Source organism: Actinopolyspora mzabensis (assembly GCF_900101095.1).
In the GTDB taxonomy this organism is placed as follows: domain Bacteria; phylum Actinomycetota; class Actinomycetes; order Mycobacteriales; family Pseudonocardiaceae; genus Actinopolyspora; species Actinopolyspora mzabensis.
Genome location: NZ_FNFM01000010.1, coordinates 58,540 through 75,036, shown reverse-complemented (window position 1 = coordinate 75,036; position 16,497 = coordinate 58,540). Strand labels below are relative to the sequence as shown.

Genomic DNA, 16,497 nt, shown 5'->3' with positions numbered 1-16,497 from the left:
CGTTACCGCGCAGTGCGGCCTCGCGAGTGCGGGACCGGTATACATTGGACATGATCCGCAACGCGCGAGCCGATGAGCTTCCGATGCTCCGGGAAATCGAGACGGCCGCGGGCGCGGCCTTCCGTGAGATCGGCATGCACGAGATCGCCGACGACGAACCACCAACCACCGCCGAGCTCGCCGCCTTCCAAGCGGACGGTCGTGCGTGGGTCGCCGTCGACGCCACGGATCGTCCCGTCGGTTATCTGCTGGTGATCCTCGTGGACGGCGACGCCCACATCGACCAGGTGTCGGTCCACCCCGACCACGCGCGCCAAGGGCTGGGGCGGGCGCTGATCGAGGTCGTCGTCGGGTGGGCACGCGGCCGTGGGCTGCCCGGGGTGACGTTGACCAGCTTCGCCCGGGTGCCCTGGAACGCGCCCTACTACGAACGGCTCGGTTTTCAGGTCCTGCCCGACGAGCAGCTCACGAGCGGACTGCGCGCCATCCGTGACGAGGAGTCCGCGCGGGGCTTGGCCAACTGGCCGCGCGTCGCCATGCGCCGGGTTGTCACCGACCTGCCGCGCTGAACGATCGTCGGTGCGACACCGCCCGGCCGGCCGATGCGGGGCCGCACTCCATCGGAGGATTCTCGGTGGCTGTTCACCGGAGACGTGCGGCAGGCTGACGACGTGTCCATGTCTGCTGCGGACGCGGCGCAGGAAGCCGCGGTGGTCGAGCTGGTGCGGTCGGTACTCGACGGGGACCTGATCGGCGTACAGCGTTACGGTTCGGCGGTGCACGGCGGGCTGCGACGTTTCAGCGATCTCGACCTGCTCGTCGTCACCCGGCGAACGATCGGGCCTGCTCGGCGGCGAACGCTGGTGGAGGGTTTGCTCGGGATTTCCGGCCCCGAACCCGGTGCGCGGCCACGCCCGGTGGAGCTGACTGTCGTGGTCGCCGGTGAGGTGCGGCCCTGGCGATATCCGCCCCGCGTGGATCTGCAGTGCGGCGAGTGGTTGCGCGCCGAGTTGTCCACCGGCGCCGAACCGCCCTCCGGTCCGGATCCGGACCTGGCGGTGCTGCTGACCTCGGTCCGCGAACACGGTCTCGCACTGGCAGGGCCGCGAGCCACGGAGTTGCTGGACCCGGTGCCGCACGAAGATTTGGTGCGGGCCGTGCTCGACGGGCTGCCGGGGCTGCTCGCCGAGCTGCACACCGACACCCGCAACGTGGTGCTGACACTGGCACGCATGCTGGTGACCGTGCGGACCGGGCGGATCGTGCCGAAGCCGGAAGCGGCCGAGCTGGTGCTTCCGCGACTCTCCGACAGCGACGGGAACGTCCTGGCACACGCCCGCAACGTGCACGCGGGCGAGCAGGAGGCGCTGCCCGCTGAGCTTCCCGGGATCGACGATTTCGCCGCACGCATGGCGGCGGCGATCCGACAGGCGGCGATCCGGGCGGATGCCGGATAACGAGCGGTACTGAGAAGCCCCGAAGCGAGCGGACATGGTGCGGCCGGACGCGAGCTACCGGGCGCGGAAAGGATCGCCGGGTGGCCGGATGTCCAGCCGGTTTCGGGTGGCCGTCCGAGTTCAGTGCTATGTCCGGGGTGGCCACACGAGGGACACGTTCCCGGACAGCGGGGTGGTTTCGCGCTCGGGCCAGCGGTGGGCCAAGCCGTGCAGTCGCTCCAGCAGCAGCGTGGAAGCACCGAGGAGGTTGCCCGGTTCCTCGTCGGTGAGATCGGTGAGATCGAGGTGCAGCAGGTAGTCGTGCGGTTCTGTGTCGGCGAGCCAGCGGAACCGCACCACGAGAACGCCGCCCACCGCTACGGCGTGGAAACCGACGATGTTGTCCAACACACCGGCACGCTCGGCCACCTCGTTCGGATCCGAGCCCAGCGGGGCGTAGGCCACCCACTCTCCGCTGCCCGACCGTAGTGCCTCGTCCACGACCTCGGACGGCAGCGGCGGCGTGGGACGGGGAACCTCGGCGGGGTCGCGCTCCGGTCGGGCGCCCCACTCGGCGTTCTCCAGCTCGGCCAGGCGCCGTACTTCCTCGGTGTCCACGGGAACAGAATGGCAGCGGAGAACAGCGGCGCGAAACTCCCCGAGGAGTGCGCCCGCCGTCGTGCTCAGCCGTTCGCGATACCTCGGCAGCGTAGCGATCACCACTGCAGCGACGTCAGCAGCGGGATACCGCAGCGTTTTTCGCGGCTCGCCCGTGGGAACGGCTGTAAGCTCGGTCATCGTGAGTTGGTTACCCGATGGCTTCGTCCACCCTGGCTACACGCCCGTGCCCGACACCGCGCTTCACCTGCGGCCGATTCGGGAGGCGGACACCGCCCTCGACTACCCCGCCGTGATGGGTTCCCAGGAGCGCTTATGGGAAATCTTCGGTCCGGCCTGGGGTTGGCCCCGGGAGACGATGACGTACGAGGAGGATCGCGTCGAACTGCTGCGGCACGAGAGCGAGGCAGCCGCGCACCGCTCGTTCAACTACGCCCTGTTGGACGAGGCGGAGCCGGCGATCCTCGGCTGCGTCTACGTCGATCCTCCCGAGCGCATCGGTGCCGACGGCGAGATCTCCTGGTGGGTGGTGGACGAACTCGTCGGCGGCGATTCCGAAGAGGCACTGGACGCACTGGTGCCGCGGTGGATCGCCACCGAATGACCCTTCCGAAACCCCCGGCTGCTGGGGCGTGACATCACCTGGCAGGACTGGCTCGCACTGCCACGCGTCCCCTGACACGCTCGATGCCGATGCCGGATCTCCCGGTGGCCGTCGGCCCTGCCATTCGTTCCCGATTCGGCACCGAGCCGGAACGACCACCAGCGGAGTATTTCTCGCTATTATTAATGAGTACGCAGCAGCCCGACTCCGTGGCAATTGTCAGGCAGGTGCCAGGAGTCGATGGCGTCCGATGTAGCCGGCCTCCGGTCCGAGGCTGTCGGGATGCGGGCGGCAGCCGAGCAGTTCGGCGATGTCCTGCTCCACCAGGCTAGGGCCGTTGCGGTTCCTGCCGGGGCTGATCGGTGGATAAGGCTTGGGCTGCAGGGAAACCTCGCACGCGGAGAACCACCGCGGATGGTCCGGGTCGTCCAGTGGCCACTGGATCTCGGTAGTTCGCTCGGTCGTCGCTTCGGGGTGTTCGGGCACCGTGCGGGTCGGTGGTGTTCGTGGTTCGGGCACGGGCCGGGGTGCGAATTCCCGGGCATCGGGCGGGGACGGCTGCGCGGCGAGTGCGTGGTGCTCGGTGAGGCCGCGTTCGATGAGATTGCGTACGGTGAGCGCGCCCGGCCCGGCTTCGGCGTGCTGCCCGTTGCCGCCACGCAGCGGGAGGAAGGTGCAGAGCACCACCGCGAGCACTACTCCGAGGAGCCAGATCGGGCCGAACGGTTCGTGGAGTGGCATCACAGGAACTCCGTGCCGAATTGGTCGTGCAGTCTGCGGCGGGCGTCGCGGTGGCGTTGTTCGCGGTTCTCGCTGCGGACGAGGGCCTCGGCCATGCAGGAGTCGCAGGTGGGCAGTAGCCAGTCCGCATCGGACGGTTCGGTGAGCGTCACCGAGACGCCGCACAGGGTGTCGCGGTGCTCTTCGGGACGCGGCGGGGTGTCGGGGCCGAAGGCGTGTCGGTATCCGGCGATCGGGTTCCACCACACCACCGGACCGCGCCAACCAATGCTGAACACGTGGGTCTCCCTTCCATCGGGACGAAAGCTCGAGCCCGGGGCTCGAGACACGTAGGAGTTCGGAGTCGACGGCGAGCGCGCTGCACTCACCCGTACGGAGGACGTTGCTCGTGCGAATGGCGTTGTCCGCCACCGGGTTCGCCATCGGCGGGCGCGCTCAGCAGCACCCGCATCACGCACGCCGCACAGGGCTCACCCGCCGCGCCGCGCGGGGTGTGCCGTGGATCGGTTACCCACTCGGTGTGGCGGCGGGAGAACTGCCGCCCGCACGGCGAGATCAGGTAGTCACGCCCCACCGCGACGTCCACGGCGTGCGCCAACCGCTCGGACTCGGCCGCCACACCCTCCCGCCACCGAAACCACCACCAGGACATTTGGGGCTCCTCTCGAAGCACACAACAAGCATTGCAAGTCGCAATGCGAGTTACAATTACACTTAAGGGTGATGCTGAAACGGATCGTGAAGAGGCAGGATCGACTGGCATGAGCGCACCGAGCCCGGCTGTCTGCCGTCTTCTGCTTGGAAGAGAACTACGTCAACTTCGAGAAGCAGCTGACATGGAGCGGGAGCAGCTCGCTATGTCCACGAAGTGGCAGCCCAGCAAGATAAGCAGAATCGAACAGGGTCAAGCCACCCTGCAACGAGCGGAGCTGGAACAGCTGGTCGAGCTCTTCTGGCCCGACGAGGAACAATGCGAACGACTGCGCAGGCTTGCGACCGAGGCGCGAAAGCGCGGCAAATTCGGAAAAGTTCCGGACTGGTCACGCCAGTACGTAGGGCTGGAAGCGGATGCCAGTGCGTTGACGATCTGGGACGGGGAACTCGTGCCAGGGCTCGCACAGACCGAGGAATACGCTAGGGCGATAGTTTCGACCTCCGTGGTGGTACCGCCGGCCGAGGTCGAACAGACAGTCAATGCGCGACTGGCCAGACAGCGCATCCTGAGCAGGGAGACACCGCCCGAGCTCGGAATAGTGCTGGGAGAAGCGGCACTCTGTCGGACGGTTGGTAGTCCGGCTGTACTGCGCCGCCAGCTCCAACACCTGCGTCAGTTGGCTACGCAGCCGAACATCACGCTTCAGATCCTGCCCTTCAGTTCCGGCGAACACGCCGCTATGGGCGCTTCGTTCACCGTGTTACGGCTGGACCTGGAAGACCTCACCTTCAGCTATGCCTACCTGGAAAGTTTGACCCGAGCAGATACTTTGGACGGTCAACAGCACATCGAGACCTATCAGCTCGTCATCGAACAACTGCGTATCGCGGCCCTCGGACAACGTGAGACACTGAACTTACTCGATCGTGTGATCGCCGAGCTAGCGGAGGCCCGAGAGTGAGCAACGAACCAGCATCCATCGACTGGCGGAAAAGCACTCGCAGTAGTGGCGGCGCGAACAACTGCGTCGAGATCGGTTTCGCCACATCAGCCGTGCTGATCCGCGACACCAAAGACCGCGACAGCGGCACACTCGCGGTATCGCCTGATGTTTGGCACAGCTTCCTCTCCACCCTGAAACACACCTGATATCAAGACACGGTGACGTTCCCCTCTCGTCGCCAAACGTTGCCTCCACCGAGCAAGATCAGTAAAATTAGCTGGTTGCAGGCACGAGTCGACGATGGGGGAACAACGTCACCATGAGCGACAAGCAAGCATCCGTCAACTGGCGGAAAAGCACTCGTAGCACTGGCGGAGGCAACTGCGTCGAGGTCGGCTTCGCGACCTCGACCGTGCTGGTCCGCGACACCAAAGCCCGCAAAGGCGGCTTGCTCTCCCTCTCTCCCGCTGCCTGGCAGAGTTTCGTCGGCACCCTCAAACACAGCACTCCGACATCCGGATGAACTTTCTCGAATAACCGAGCATCACCCTGCGGAGCGTTCGGCCGGAGAATTACCTGTACATGGCACTCACCGGGCAGGTCATCGTGCTTAATTTCGAGCAGGTTCGCTCGAGCGCCTACAGCGAATTACACGAAGGGGCGATGTACATACAGGATGAAGAGCAGGTTGACTCGTATACGATGGCTGCGAAGAGTCTTCGATGGGTCGCGCTCAGCCCGGACCAGTCGAGAGATCTGATCGAGGACATGTTGCAAGCTTAGCCCAGGAGTACCCATGTTATTCCGCGATAAAAATCCGGTTATCTGGCACACGAGCAGCTACAGCGGCAACAACGGCACCTGTGTGGAAGTCGGTTTCGCGACCTCGACCGTGCTGATCCGCGATACCAAGAACCGCGAAGGCGGCACGATCGCCCTCTCTTCCATCACCTGGCAGAGCTTCCTCAGCACCCTCAAACACAGCACTCCGACATCCGGGTGAACCATCGGGGTGACGTATACCCCGTTAGCGCAAAGCCGTTGACCGCCACCGAGCAAGATCACTAGGCTCGGAATTTCGTAGGGCACACGCCGACGATGGGGGAATCAACGCGTCACCATGAGCGACGACCAGAACCTGACCGGCAACCTGTCGGCCACTAACGACGCCATGCAAGGCATCATCACCGCCGCCAACAACGGCCAATTCGTCATCACCCCCGACGCGGGCGACGAACTCATACAGATCTTCCAGGAGTTGGAAGAGTGGGCCGAGAACGCCCAACTGGACATAATCGCCCTCAAGCAGAAGACCCCGCTTGGAAATAGCCCAGCCGGAAAAGCGATATCTGACTTCAATCAGAATGTGGCAGCAGGCGACGAGGAATCTTACGAACAACTAGTTCTCAAGATAAGAGAGCAATCCCCCAAGATCGTCGAAGCGATCAGAAAAGCGATCCGCTCATATCAAGAGTCCGACGAAGTAAACTCCAGCCAAATCAATGGAATCACATGATTCATCACACTAATCTGAAGAAAATAAGCAAAAAGACATTCGCCGCCACAGCAGTTCTTCTGGCTGCGGCAGCGACCTCCTCTTGCTCTCCTTCAAACGGAACCGATACAGCCGGAGAAACCGAGAGATCAGCCCAGGAGAGCACGGACGCAGCCTCACTGGAGAACATATCTCCGTGCGACACACTGAACCAAAAACAAGAAAATAAAATCAACACAGAAAACACTGGCACCACAAGAGAAGCAGCCGGATCAAAATCTTGCCGATGGACACTGAGCGAAGGAGCGCTAAGTGTAGCATTCCACCCAAATAGCACTCTTGACGACATCAACCTATCAGAAGGAGATACACAACCTTTTTCCGTCAACAGCAAGAAGGGAAAGATATCCCAAGGAATATCAGGGGAATCATGCACGGTAGCAATCCCTGTAAATAATTCGGAAACCGTGACTGTTGACACCTTGGGAGAAGGGAAAACCACCTCGTGTGACCTCGCCAAGAAGGTCGCACCGATGGTAGAGCAGAACATTTCGGACAGCTGAGAACCAGGGGGATTTCGTGTCCGAGGGGGACCAGGGCTACCGCAGCCACGAATACATCGCCGATCGGGAACGCGAGGCTTACAACCGCGCCCGGGGTGACTTCGAGCACCAGGCCGGCGGGCACATGCCGGTCGGCAACGGCGACATGAGCACGCAGCGCGCGAAGGAAGTCGCCGCGAACGCCGCCGAGCACTACGGCACCCAGCAGGCCAAGGCCATGTCGGGCGACCAATCGCTGCGCGGTCGCCCCACCTCCCTGGGGTGCACCGCATACGAGTCCTACCCGCACGCGGAACTCGAGAAGTTCGTGCGGGAAGAATTCGAGCCGACGAAGGTGCACGACGTAGGCCGTATCTACCACAGCCACGGTGCCAAACTCATCGAATTCTCCGACCGCATCAAGCAGGCCGCAGCGAAGACGGAGCAGAACTGGCAGGGCCGCGCGGGTGACGCCATGCGCGCGCAGATGAACACCGTCTCCGCGCACATGGGACATTCCGGCGAGGCGGCGCAGCTAGCGGCGAACCAGATCGGCTTGCAGGCCGAGGCCGGTGAGCAGGCCCGCAACTCGATGCCGGAGGACCCGCAGTTCAGCCTGATGCATGAGCTGTCCGCGCTGGCCTCGAACCCGAACCCGGCCACGATCGTGCAGCGCGCGAGTGAGATCCGCCAGCGCGCCGACGAGGCCAAGCAGGCCCACCAGGAAGCCGCCCGCGTGGTGTCCACGATGGAGAACGACTTCGGCGGTGCCGCCGAGAACACCCCGCGCTTCGCCCCTCCCCCGCAGTCCCCCGACGAGAACGCGGGTGAGTCCGACACCGGCTACAACGGCACCGGATCCGGCGGCAGCGGCTTCGCGACCGTCGGCAGCACCACCCCGTCGAGCACCTACGCGGCCTCCGCCCCGAGCGACACCACAGCACCGTCCTCGGGTGTGTCGAACGCGCCGGGCGGCTACTACGGCCAGCCCCAGCAGCCCTCCACCACCGCGCCCGCATGGAACTCCGGCGGCAACGCGGGCAACTCCGGCCTGCCACCGGGAGCGGTGCGCGGCCCGGACGGCACGAACTACCGGCAGGACCCCCGGACCGGCCAGTGGCAGCGGCAGAACTCCGCCAACGGCAGGTGGGCACCCGTCCCGCCCGGCCAGCAGGTGCCGGGCGGTGGCCGTGCGGGCGGCACTACCGGTGGACGCGGCGGCTACTCCGGCGGCCGCGCCGGTGGGTACGGCGCGGGAGGCTACGGATCCGGCGGTTACGGCGCCGGCGGCTCAGGCTCGGGGCTGGGCTCCGGCGGACGCGCCGGGGTCGGCGGCGCTCCGACCGGCGGTCCCACCAGTGGCACGCCCGCGAACTCCTCCGGGCGCGGCGGCGGCCGGATGCCGATGGGCGGTGCCGGAGCGGGCGCGGGCCGCGGCCAGGGCGAGGACGAGGAGGAGCACGAGCGCAAGTACGTGCTCGAAACCGACGAGATCGGCGATGACCTCGGGCTGCCCCGAGTGGCTCCCCCCGTCATCGGCGCCACGCCGGAAGAGGAGGGCGGCCGTAACTGATGCCGAGATCGTTCACGCTCTCGACACGTGCGGCCGACATCCTCTGCGAGGACCTCGGCGTCGACCTCCGGAGCTTCCCGTTCGAGCTGGATTACCACGGCGGAACCACCGACGAGCGCTCCCGCGTCCGCGCGGAGGTGTGGCGGGAGCTCGCCAACCGTGGGCTGGCCGATGGTCGGGAGCCGGACCAGGACGTGGAAGCGGCACTGCGGCTGCTGCACTCCCCGAAGGTGGACATCGCGGTCACCTGGCTGGAAACCGCGACCGAGGAGGTGTTCCGCGCTCGCACCGCCGTTTCCGGCAGGCTCGGTGTGCAGGCGGTGCAGGGCACCGATGGGCTCCGGGTCCGGTTCGTCGACACCCGGAGCCTGGTCCGCGGCTGCACCGACCTGCTGCCCGAGGTGGCGGCGGGAAAGCTGGAGACGGCCACCGTCAACACCGCCGCCGGACCCGGCGGCGGCTCGGAAACCGGCGGGGACTCGTGGCTGACCGGTGCGGAGCACAAACCGCCCGCGCGGAGCAGCGATCGGCAGCTGCGGGCGGCGCAACGGATCCTGACGCTGCCCACCGAGCGGATCGGCTACTTCTTCGTCAGCGGCAGCCCGAACAACGGCGAGACGCCCCGGCTACCGGCGATCGGCTGGCGGGACACCGAGGACGGCCGCTACAGCATCACGTCCCGGCGCAACAACGACGGTGCCGACTGGAACACCTTCGCCCCCGCCGACAAGCAGCGACTCGCCGGTTACCTCACCGAACAGCTCAACGCGCTGGCAAGTGGGTGAAACCCCCCGAGCACGGCGGAGTTTCACCACTTAACAGCGACGGCCCAAACAGCACGGGGAAGCCATTCATGCCACGGGATTCGTCCAACGCGCATCGTTCGGCCGGGTACTGGCCCGGCCAACCGTTGGTGAACATCGGTGCCGGGCTGCTGCTCGGAATCGCGCTGTTCGTCGTGGAACTGCAGCACCGGATCTCGCTGAAGGAAGCCGCGATCGGTTACTTCGCGCACTCGGATCCGGTACCCGTGATCCTCGCGCTGTTCGTCGGAGTGCTGGCCGCCGCGCCGGTGTTCGTGACCGACCAGGAGACCGGACGCAGTCCGTACCTGCGGATCGCGGGAGTCGGGCCGCGCGAGCACGTGCTCGGCTCGATACGCGTGGCGGCGGGTCGGACAGTGGTGACGACGGCCACGATGGTGGTCTTCGTCGACGTGCTGGCGCTGTTCGTCTACCCGCTGCGCACCGTCGACGAAAGCGTGCTGCTGTGGCCCGGGATGCACGCCATGGGACCGGTGGTGGACCTGGTCATGCTGCTGTGGTGCTGCCTGGTCTCGGTGGCCGTGCTGCTGGTGGCGCACCTGCTCGCCGTCTACCGCACGCCCCGGCTGGTCGCGCTGGTCTGCGCGCCGCTGGCGGTGCTGCTCGGCGCGTTCGGGGGTGAAGAGCTCGGACTCACTCCTCCGAACCTGATGCTCACCCCCGGACAGGGAGCCATACTCTTCCCGCAAAACCCGCTGAACTGGACGATCGGCCCCGCGCTGTGGCTGCTCGTCGACGCGGCACTGATCACCGTCATCGCCCTACTCGCCCCCCGAGCCGAACGCTAGGTCGCACAACCACATGGAAACCCCGAACCGGGCACTGCTGGAAACCGAGAAACTGGGCAAACGCTTCGGAAACCACTGGGCGGTCAGCGACGTCGACCTCGCCGTCCGAAGTGGCCGAACCATCGGCATCGTCGGCCCCAACGGCGCGGGCAAGACCACGCTGCTGGCCGCGCTGCTCGGCCTGATCGAACCGAGCGCGGGAAAGCTGCACCACCGCACCGGAGGAGGGGGCACGCGGCCGAGCTTCGGCGCGGTGCTCGACCAGGACGGACTGATCAACAGCGTCTCCGGGCGCCGCAACCTCGACCAATGGGCCGGGATGCTGGGCGGCGTCACGTCGAACGAGGTGGACGAGTGCCTCGACGCGGTGGGGATGCGCCAGGCGGCGCGCAAGCGGGTCGGCACCTACTCGCTGGGAATGCGGCGCCGGTTGTGCCTGGCGCGGGCGCTGCTGGGCGATCCCGAGGTGCTGGTGCTCGACGAGCCCGGCAACGGGCTCGACCCCGCCGGGATCATCCGGCTCAAGGAGCTGATCGGCGAGCGGACACGCGCCGGAACCGGGGTGATCTTCAGCAGCCACTCGATCGCCGACGTCGACGAGATGAGCGACGAGATCGTCTACATCTCCGGCGGTGAGGTCGTCACCCGCTGGCCCGAGGACAGCCCCCGCTGGTGGCGACTGCGCTTCGCGGCCGAGGACGAGGACGCGGAAGCCACCCGGCACGCCGCCGCCACGGTGCTGAAGGAACACGACTGGACGCACCGGATCGACCCCTACATCGGGGTGCTCGCCGAGCAGTCCGCGCCACTGCACGAACTGCTGGCACTGCTCTCGCGGGCTGAGCTGCCGCTGGGAAACGTCGAGGACCTGGGCCGCGACATCGAACAACCCTTCCGCGGATTGGACAGCTGGTGATGCCACGACACCCGAATCCGGTTCGGCGCGGCGACACGGCACGGCTGGCGGTGCTGCTGGCCACGCTGCCCGCGCTGCGCTGGGCCACCCCGGTGATCCTGCTGGCCTGGTTCTTCGTCGGCACCAGCTCCACCCCGGCCGGTCTGCCTCACGAGCCGACCTACGGGGACTGGATCGTGCTGTCCTCGCTGGAGCCACGGACCCTGGCGATGGATCTGGTGATTTTCTACGCGCTGCTGACGGCGGTAACGCAGGCCGCCTCCCGCTCGAACGGCCTGCACACCCACGCGCAGCTGGTGCTCGGCTCCGGGCGCTGGATCACTTCGGTGATCGGCTCCGTGGTGCTCACCGCCACGGCCTTCCTCGCGGCCTGGCTGCTGCTGTTGGTCTACATGACCTACCAGTTCGAATCGGGTCCACGAAGCCTGCTGCTCACCGCCCAGGCCGTGGAAGGACTGGACCCGGTGATCCAACCGGGGATCGGTTTCGTGCTGCTGGCGCTGCTGCTCGACTGGGCCGCGCTGGTGCTGACCGGACTGCTCACGGCCGCGGTCGTCAACGGGCTGCGGAACCAGCGGACGGCCACCCTGCTGATCGCCGGGGCGCTGCTGGTCCAGGTGCCGCTCACCTCGACCGGCATCGGGCTGCGCTGGGTCGAACTGGCCGATCCGTTCCTGGTGCTCACGGCATACCCTGTGCTCTACGCCCAGAGCGGCACCGTGCTCGCGGTGAAACTCGCCGCGAACCTGCTGGTGTGGGGTGGGTTGTGCGGATGGCTGCTGCGCCGTCCGCGCCACAACGCCGCGCTGCTGGCCGCACCGAGCTGAGTGGTGGTCGCCCCTCCCCCGCTCGGAGAGGGACCGGCGCACACGGGGAAGGAGGCCGCACGCGCGTGTCCGCGACCCAGTGGCTGGAACGCCACCAGATCCCGATCTACCTCGGCGGACTGGCCGCCGGTGCCGTAGTGGGCCTGGCGCTGCCCACGAGCGCGCCCATCTGGGAGCGCACGATCTACCCGGTGCTGGGAACGCTGCTGTACGCGACGTTCCTGCAGGTTCCCTTCACCCGGCTGACCCGTGCGTTCCGCGACGGACGGTTCCTGGCGGCGGCGCTGCTGCTGAACTTCGCGGTGGTGCCGCTGATCGTGGCCGCGCTGACCGCCGTGGTGGCCTTGCCGCGTGCGGTGCTGCTCGGGGTGCTGCTGGTGCTGCTGACCCCGTGCATCGACTACGTGATCGTGTTCACCGGGCTGGCGGGCGGGGAAAGTCACCGCCTACTGGCCGCCTCGCCGCTGTTGCTGCTGGCCCAGATGGTGGCGCTGCCGCCGCTGCTGTGGCTGTTCCTCGGCCCGGAGCTGGCCGAGATCGTCGCGGTGGGGCCGTTCCTGGAAGCCTTCGGAATCCTGATCGTCGCCCCGCTGGGGCTGGCCTGGGCCACCGAGGCGCTGGCAGCCCGGCACCGCACCGGCCAGGTGCTCTCCTCAGCCATCGGCGCGGCGATGGTGCCGCTCATGGCGGCGACGTTGCTGGTGGTCGTCGCGAGCCAGATCCCCGCGATCAGCCACCGGCTCGGCCAGGTCGTGGCCGTGGTTCCGCTGTACGTCGCCTTCCTGGTCATCATGGCCGGAGTCGGTTACGGGCTGGCGCGAGGGTTCCGGCTCGACCCGGGTCGCTCCCGCGCGCTGATCTTCAGCGGTGCCACCCGCAACTCCCTGGTAGTGCTGCCACTGGCGCTGGCCCTGCCTACCGGTTACGCGATCACCCCGGTGGTCGTGGTCACCCAGACCCTGGTGGAACTGCTCGGCATGGTCGGCTACGTCCACACCATCCCTCGCCTGGTCCGGTCACGACCGCAGAGCTGAGGGGCACGGCTCGAGCACCGACCAACCGAATCGCGGTTGCATCCTGTACCTGGGTACGGGCTTACCGTCGACGGCACGAGGTCGCCGCAGCGCGATGGCGTGGTTGAGAGGTACTGCTGCCCTACCTGGCCTGGGGTCCGCTCGGGATCGCCGTGACACCGCGTATCGCGGTGGCGACGTTGCTCCCGCACCTGGTCCACGGCCTCACGCTGGGGCTCGTGCTCGACCGGCATCACGCGCCACGGCGGCGTACCACCGGAACAGGAGGGGAAGCGCGATGACGAACGACGAGAACACCGGGTGCGCCTGCTGCGGCCCGAACGTCGGAGACAACACGCCTCCGGCCCGCACGGACGGCGTGGCGCTGGAGCCCCGTCACGACGGAGCGGAGACCGACAGCACCGAGGGCAGTGACTCGCTGCTCGGGTGGGTCCCACCATCGTGTGAGTTGCCGCCGTCGCGGCAACCGGAGCGAGCGGCCGAGTTCGATGCGCTGTTCACCGCCGCGCTGCGGAGCTTCCACAGACCGGAACCGACCCGACTGCGACTGGTGTTTGATCCGGCCTGGCGAGACACCGCGCGGGACCTGGTGGAACGGGAAAGCCGGTGCTGCTCGTTGTTCACCTTCGTCCTCCACCAGCGCGAAGAGGAGCTGCGGCTCGACATCACGGTTCCCGCGGACCAACGACCGGTCCTGGAGGCGCTGGCCCGGCACGCGGCAGCGACCACGCCGGAAGGAGCCCCATGAGCACCACGAGACTGCGCAGTGGGCAGGTCGCCGAAGCCGCCGGGGTGAATCCGCAGACCCTGCGCTACTACGAGCGGCGCGGGCTGCTGGCCCAGCCCGAACGCAGCCTGGGCGGCCATCGCCTGTATCCACCGGCGGCGGTAACCACGCTGCGGGTCATCAAGGCCGCACAACGGTTGGGATTCACCCTCGACGAGGTAGCCGACCTGCTCGAAGCGGGACGCCCGCGCCGGGCAGGCGGCTCCGATCCGGGATTGCGGGAACGTGCTCGGGCAAAGCTGGCCGAGGTCGAGGCCCGCATAGCCGACCTGCGGACCATCCGCGCCACGCTGCTCGAAGCGGTCGAGGCAGGCTGTGACGACCTGGCCTCCTGCGCCACCAGCACGGACTGCCCGCTGCCGTTCGCCGACATCGCCGAAGAGGACCACCATGACCGACACTGCTGCTGACCCCGCTCGTCGGAGCCGAACGTCGGTCGGTTTGGCCGGGCTGGCCGGAGCGGCCTGCCTGGCCTGCTGCCTCCTGCCCGCACTCATCACTGCCGGCCTGCTCGGTGGTGCCCTCGCGGCCGGTCTGGTGGCCTGGCTGCCCGCGATCGCGGCGGTACTGACACTGTCGGCGGTCGTGACGTGGAAAGCACACCGGTCCCGGGCGCTCCGGTGTAGCTGCGACGAGACCCGCGACTCGGTAGCGGGTTGCGCCGCCCACGCCACAACTATGCGCCGCAGCTCGCACCGAGCCGAGTGACCACGGCCGGGAGGCCACACCGCACGGCCCGGAACAGATCACCGGGCCGTGAATCCGGCTCGTCTTACCCGCGCGGCGGCCGGTCGCGCTCCGCTCGAATTCGGGGATCGGTCTCGTCTGGAGCGAAAAGGTCTCGTCGGGAACAACGGGTGTCCTCGTGGTAAACAGAGGAGAAACCCTGGCGGTACCGAGCGTGAACGGCTCTCGCCGAAGCGGGTGTTCGTCGCGCACGCGCCGAATGCCCCCACCGCAGGACGACCACCCGAACCGAGTCGGGATCCCCGCCTCCCACAGTGGAGTGCTCGCCGCTCTCCGAAGAGTCCGGTGATCCCGTGAGACATGATTCCTGACGAGGACGGCATGTACGAAACGGGCCCGAGCAACGGGCTGACCACGTTGACGAGCAACCGGGCGGTCTCAGGCGTCGAGGACGTCCCGGACGTCAGCGCCAACTGGTACCTCCACATCATAGAGTTCGCGAACTCGACGCCGGATTTCGTGCACCTGCTGGCGATCCTGTTCACCGACGGCTCGCTGTTCGTCATGGCCGCCGTCCTCGCCTGGGGCATGTGGCGGGCACGCGGGCTCCCCGCGCGCGGGATGGCGTTCGCGCTGCTGGCGCCGTTCGGCATGATCGCGGCCTACCTCGTCAACGACACCATCAAGGGCTTCTTCGAGGTGGGACGACCGTGCCGGTTGTTATCGGACGTCAACACGATAGCGGTGTGCGACCCGCCCGGTGACTGGTCCTTCCCCAGCAATCACTCCGCCGTCGCGGGGGCCACGGCCGTAGCGATCGTGTTCGCGTGGCGCAGGCTCGGTGTTCCGGCGCTGCTGGTCGGGATCTCGACCGCGGCGTCCCGAGTGTTCGTGGGAGCGCACTTCCCGCACGACGTGGTGGTGGGCTTCCTGGTCGGCGCGAGCGTGGTGCTGCTCGTGATGCTGCTCGGTGTCCACCCGGCCAGCCTGGCTGTCGAGAAACTGCGGGACACCCCGAGGCTGGGGAAGCTGCTGACCAAGGGGGATCAGCCAGAACACCGGACGACGGATTCGGCACCGGAGCCCCTGACGCAGCCAATCGAGACGCAGCCCGTCGACCCGCCGACGCAACCCGTCGAGCTGCCGACACAGCCCATCGCCGTCCAGCGGAACGCCGAGCAGCGAACCGCCGGGCAACGACCCACCGAGCGGCGACAGGAGACCTACTCGAACAGCACGCGCTGATTCAGCGGCCACGCACTGCCACGAACGTGGATAGGAGTGGCTCCCGCTGTCGACGCGGCATGGCGGCGAGGCGCGGGAGCCGACTCGGAAAGGCCGTGAGCTCGACGGAATCGAGTGCCGATCACGCCTCGGTCTCGTACGCTCGGGCTCGACGCGGCCAGAGGCTGTGCCCCAGTGACCGTCGCTCCCAGGTGTAAAGAATCACCGCGGCCAACACCGCGGTACCCGCCATGGCCGCGAAGCGGCCGATCTCCACCGTGACGCCCTCCGGTGGGAACAGCAGTTCCGGCACCAGCTGGCCCAGCAGAAGCAGCACGCCGAACCAAACGTACTTCATGGCACTCTCCGATAACGCCGCTAGGAAAACACCTCAAACATGAAAATTCCGCTGTTGTACTCGGTCGGACGGTTGTGGCGGCCGACAGCGGTCGGCCAGCTGCGAACTGCACGAGAACCAGACACCCCAGGGAACCACGAACCCAGTACGCGCGACCAGCGATCCTAACGGCACGGCACTCGGAAACAGCACCCCCGTCACCCGTAACGAGCAGCGAGGTACTCCGAAAGTCCCACCACGTTTTCCACCTCTGCGCCGCTCCGCCACTCACCCATCACCTGAATGATGCCCCGGGGAGCTCTTTTCGCTACTTCTCCAACCCCACTGGAGTGTTGCGCGAGGGAATATCGAGGCGGACCAACACCGTTCACGCCTGCCCCGCCGCACCGCTTTTCCCAGTACGTTTCCGGCACCGCCGCGGGTTCTCCCGTGCGGCTCTCGCGAG

General features: G+C 67.1%; 24 protein-coding genes and 1 pseudogene. 20 read left to right on the top strand and 5 right to left on the bottom strand.

The window, feature by feature from the left end:
- Nucleotides 1–50: 50 nt before the first annotated feature.
- Nucleotides 51–569, top strand: coding sequence for a GNAT family N-acetyltransferase (locus BLR41_RS17120; RefSeq protein WP_092629866.1), 519 nt, complete (start codon nt 51–53; stop codon nt 567–569).
- Nucleotides 570–677: 108 nt separating this feature from the next.
- The gene (locus BLR41_RS17115; RefSeq protein WP_092630335.1) at nt 678–1,457 is read left to right on the top strand and encodes an aminoglycoside adenylyltransferase family protein; all 780 of its coding nucleotides are present in this window, start codon (nt 678–680) and stop codon (nt 1,455–1,457) included.
- A gap of 126 nt (nt 1,458–1,583) precedes the next feature.
- Here the strand turns inward: BLR41_RS17115 and BLR41_RS17110 are convergent, their stop codons facing one another.
- Nucleotides 1,584–2,234 (bottom strand): hypothetical protein, encoded by a 651-nt coding sequence (locus BLR41_RS17110; protein ID WP_143013113.1) that lies wholly within the window; start codon nt 2,232–2,234, stop codon nt 1,584–1,586.
- Nucleotide 2,235: 1 nt separating this feature from the next.
- On the opposite strand from BLR41_RS17110, the pseudogene BLR41_RS17105 reads away from it, so the two are divergent.
- Nucleotides 2,236–2,733, top strand: a pseudogene (locus BLR41_RS17105) (GNAT family N-acetyltransferase).
- Nucleotides 2,734–2,877: 144 nt separating this feature from the next.
- Here BLR41_RS17105 and BLR41_RS17100 read toward each other — a convergent pair.
- From BLR41_RS17100 to BLR41_RS17090, 3 genes are all read right to left on the bottom strand, one after another.
- The gene (locus tag BLR41_RS17100) at nt 2,878–3,399 is read right to left on the bottom strand and encodes a hypothetical protein (RefSeq protein WP_092629860.1); all 522 of its coding nucleotides are present in this window, start codon (nt 3,397–3,399) and stop codon (nt 2,878–2,880) included.
- On the bottom strand, nt 3,399–3,677 hold the full coding sequence (locus tag BLR41_RS17095) for an HC3 family zinc finger protein (RefSeq protein ID WP_092629857.1): 279 nt from the start codon (nt 3,675–3,677) through the stop codon (nt 3,399–3,401). Before BLR41_RS17095 ends, BLR41_RS17100 begins: the two co-directional genes overlap by 1 nt.
- A gap of 86 nt (nt 3,678–3,763) precedes the next feature.
- Nucleotides 3,764–4,051, bottom strand: coding sequence for a hypothetical protein (locus tag BLR41_RS17090; protein WP_092629854.1), 288 nt, complete (start codon nt 4,049–4,051; stop codon nt 3,764–3,766).
- A 43-nt stretch (nt 4,052–4,094) separates the two neighbouring features.
- Between BLR41_RS17090 and BLR41_RS17085 the strand changes: the two genes are divergently transcribed.
- From BLR41_RS17085 to BLR41_RS17005, 17 genes are all read left to right on the top strand, one after another.
- Nucleotides 4,095–5,015, top strand: a complete 921-nt coding sequence (locus tag BLR41_RS17085) for a Scr1 family TA system antitoxin-like transcriptional regulator (RefSeq protein WP_092629851.1) — start codon at nt 4,095–4,097, stop codon at nt 5,013–5,015.
- Nucleotides 5,012–5,203, top strand: coding sequence for a DUF397 domain-containing protein (locus BLR41_RS17080; RefSeq protein WP_092629848.1), 192 nt, complete (start codon nt 5,012–5,014; stop codon nt 5,201–5,203). Before BLR41_RS17085 ends, BLR41_RS17080 begins: the two co-directional genes overlap by 4 nt.
- 113 nt (nt 5,204–5,316) lie before the next feature.
- A complete protein-coding gene (locus BLR41_RS17075) occupies nt 5,317–5,520 on the top strand; it encodes a DUF397 domain-containing protein (RefSeq protein ID WP_092629845.1) in 204 nt (67 codons plus the stop codon).
- Between the two features lie 20 nt (nt 5,521–5,540).
- On the top strand, nt 5,541–5,780 hold the full coding sequence (locus BLR41_RS24045; protein ID WP_425426930.1) for a Scr1 family TA system antitoxin-like transcriptional regulator: 240 nt from the start codon (nt 5,541–5,543) through the stop codon (nt 5,778–5,780).
- 13 nt (nt 5,781–5,793) lie between these two features.
- Complete coding sequence (locus BLR41_RS17065) at nt 5,794–6,000, top strand: DUF397 domain-containing protein (RefSeq protein ID WP_092629839.1); 207 nt, start codon at nt 5,794–5,796, stop codon at nt 5,998–6,000.
- A gap of 117 nt (nt 6,001–6,117) precedes the next feature.
- Nucleotides 6,118–6,513 (top strand): hypothetical protein, encoded by a 396-nt coding sequence (locus BLR41_RS17060; RefSeq protein WP_092629836.1) that lies wholly within the window; start codon nt 6,118–6,120, stop codon nt 6,511–6,513.
- Nucleotides 6,510–7,055, top strand: coding sequence for a DUF3558 family protein (locus BLR41_RS24040; protein WP_092629833.1), 546 nt, complete (start codon nt 6,510–6,512; stop codon nt 7,053–7,055). Before BLR41_RS17060 ends, BLR41_RS24040 begins: the two co-directional genes overlap by 4 nt.
- A 16-nt stretch (nt 7,056–7,071) precedes the next feature.
- Nucleotides 7,072–8,607: a hypothetical protein gene (locus BLR41_RS17050; RefSeq protein ID WP_092629830.1), complete on the top strand. Its 1,536-nt coding sequence runs from the start codon at nt 7,072–7,074 to the stop codon at nt 8,605–8,607.
- Nucleotides 8,607–9,392: an ESX secretion-associated protein EspG gene (locus BLR41_RS17045; protein ID WP_092629827.1), complete on the top strand. Its 786-nt coding sequence runs from the start codon at nt 8,607–8,609 to the stop codon at nt 9,390–9,392. The genes BLR41_RS17050 and BLR41_RS17045 overlap by 1 nt, the downstream gene beginning before the upstream one ends.
- A gap of 68 nt (nt 9,393–9,460) precedes the next feature.
- Nucleotides 9,461–10,219, top strand: a complete 759-nt coding sequence (locus tag BLR41_RS17040; RefSeq protein ID WP_245694398.1) for a hypothetical protein — start codon at nt 9,461–9,463, stop codon at nt 10,217–10,219.
- Nucleotides 10,220–10,232: 13 nt separating this feature from the next.
- Complete coding sequence (locus BLR41_RS17035; protein WP_092629824.1) at nt 10,233–11,135, top strand: ABC transporter ATP-binding protein; 903 nt, start codon at nt 10,233–10,235, stop codon at nt 11,133–11,135.
- Nucleotides 11,135–11,962, top strand: a complete 828-nt coding sequence (locus BLR41_RS17030; protein ID WP_092629821.1) for a hypothetical protein — start codon at nt 11,135–11,137, stop codon at nt 11,960–11,962. Before BLR41_RS17035 ends, BLR41_RS17030 begins: the two co-directional genes overlap by 1 nt.
- Nucleotides 11,963–12,027: 65 nt before the next feature.
- Nucleotides 12,028–12,996, top strand: a complete 969-nt coding sequence (locus BLR41_RS17025; protein WP_092629818.1) for an arsenic resistance protein — start codon at nt 12,028–12,030, stop codon at nt 12,994–12,996.
- Between the two features lie 277 nt (nt 12,997–13,273).
- Entirely contained in the window at nt 13,274–13,744 is a 471-nt protein-coding gene (locus BLR41_RS17020; RefSeq protein ID WP_218120206.1) for a hypothetical protein, read from the top strand.
- On the top strand, nt 13,741–14,193 hold the full coding sequence (locus BLR41_RS17015) for a MerR family transcriptional regulator (protein WP_092629815.1): 453 nt from the start codon (nt 13,741–13,743) through the stop codon (nt 14,191–14,193). Before BLR41_RS17020 ends, BLR41_RS17015 begins: the two co-directional genes overlap by 4 nt.
- Entirely contained in the window at nt 14,174–14,491 is a 318-nt protein-coding gene (locus tag BLR41_RS17010) for a hypothetical protein (RefSeq protein ID WP_143013112.1), read from the top strand. Before BLR41_RS17015 ends, BLR41_RS17010 begins: the two co-directional genes overlap by 20 nt.
- Before the next feature lie 360 nt (nt 14,492–14,851).
- Nucleotides 14,852–15,715 (top strand): phosphatase PAP2 family protein, encoded by an 864-nt coding sequence (locus BLR41_RS17005; RefSeq protein ID WP_218120205.1) that lies wholly within the window; start codon nt 14,852–14,854, stop codon nt 15,713–15,715.
- Between the two features lie 121 nt (nt 15,716–15,836).
- On the opposite strand, the gene BLR41_RS17000 is transcribed toward BLR41_RS17005, so the two are convergent.
- Entirely contained in the window at nt 15,837–16,052 is a 216-nt protein-coding gene (locus BLR41_RS17000; protein WP_092629805.1) for a hypothetical protein, read from the bottom strand.
- Between the last annotated feature and the right edge of the window lie 445 nt (nt 16,053–16,497).

Bases quoted from the DNA above. Each gene is read 5' to 3' on its own strand.
- BLR41_RS17060 (WP_092629836.1), top strand. From the start codon at position 6,118: ATGAGCGACGACCAGAACCTGACCGGCAACCTGTCGGCCACTAACGAC.
- BLR41_RS24040 (WP_092629833.1), top strand. From the start codon at position 6,510: ATGATTCATCACACTAATCTGAAGAAAATAAGCAAAAAGACATTCGCC.
- BLR41_RS17030 (WP_092629821.1), top strand. From the start codon at position 11,135: ATGCCACGACACCCGAATCCGGTTCGGCGCGGCGACACGGCACGGCTG.
- BLR41_RS17065 (WP_092629839.1), top strand. From the start codon at position 5,794: ATGTTATTCCGCGATAAAAATCCGGTTATCTGGCACACGAGCAGCTAC.
- BLR41_RS17045 (WP_092629827.1), top strand. From the start codon at position 8,607: ATGCCGAGATCGTTCACGCTCTCGACACGTGCGGCCGACATCCTCTGC.
- BLR41_RS17010 (WP_143013112.1), top strand. From the start codon at position 14,174: ATGACCGACACTGCTGCTGACCCCGCTCGTCGGAGCCGAACGTCGGTC.
- BLR41_RS17035 (WP_092629824.1), top strand. From the start codon at position 10,233: ATGGAAACCCCGAACCGGGCACTGCTGGAAACCGAGAAACTGGGCAAA.
- BLR41_RS17075 (WP_092629845.1), top strand. From the start codon at position 5,317: ATGAGCGACAAGCAAGCATCCGTCAACTGGCGGAAAAGCACTCGTAGC.
- BLR41_RS17090 (WP_092629854.1), bottom strand. From the start codon at position 4,051: ATGTCCTGGTGGTGGTTTCGGTGGCGGGAGGGTGTGGCGGCCGAGTCC.
- BLR41_RS17040 (WP_245694398.1), top strand. From the start codon at position 9,461: ATGCCACGGGATTCGTCCAACGCGCATCGTTCGGCCGGGTACTGGCCC.
- BLR41_RS17005 (WP_218120205.1), top strand. From the start codon at position 14,852: ATGTACGAAACGGGCCCGAGCAACGGGCTGACCACGTTGACGAGCAAC.
- BLR41_RS17020 (WP_218120206.1), top strand. From the start codon at position 13,274: ATGACGAACGACGAGAACACCGGGTGCGCCTGCTGCGGCCCGAACGTC.
- BLR41_RS17000 (WP_092629805.1), bottom strand. From the start codon at position 16,052: ATGAAGTACGTTTGGTTCGGCGTGCTGCTTCTGCTGGGCCAGCTGGTG.
- BLR41_RS17110 (WP_143013113.1), bottom strand. From the start codon at position 2,234: ATGACCGAGCTTACAGCCGTTCCCACGGGCGAGCCGCGAAAAACGCTG.
- BLR41_RS17015 (WP_092629815.1), top strand. From the start codon at position 13,741: ATGAGCACCACGAGACTGCGCAGTGGGCAGGTCGCCGAAGCCGCCGGG.
- BLR41_RS17100 (WP_092629860.1), bottom strand. From the start codon at position 3,399: ATGCCACTCCACGAACCGTTCGGCCCGATCTGGCTCCTCGGAGTAGTG.
- BLR41_RS17085 (WP_092629851.1), top strand. From the start codon at position 4,095: ATGCGAGTTACAATTACACTTAAGGGTGATGCTGAAACGGATCGTGAA.
- BLR41_RS17120 (WP_092629866.1), top strand. From the start codon at position 51: ATGATCCGCAACGCGCGAGCCGATGAGCTTCCGATGCTCCGGGAAATC.
- BLR41_RS17115 (WP_092630335.1), top strand. From the start codon at position 678: ATGTCTGCTGCGGACGCGGCGCAGGAAGCCGCGGTGGTCGAGCTGGTG.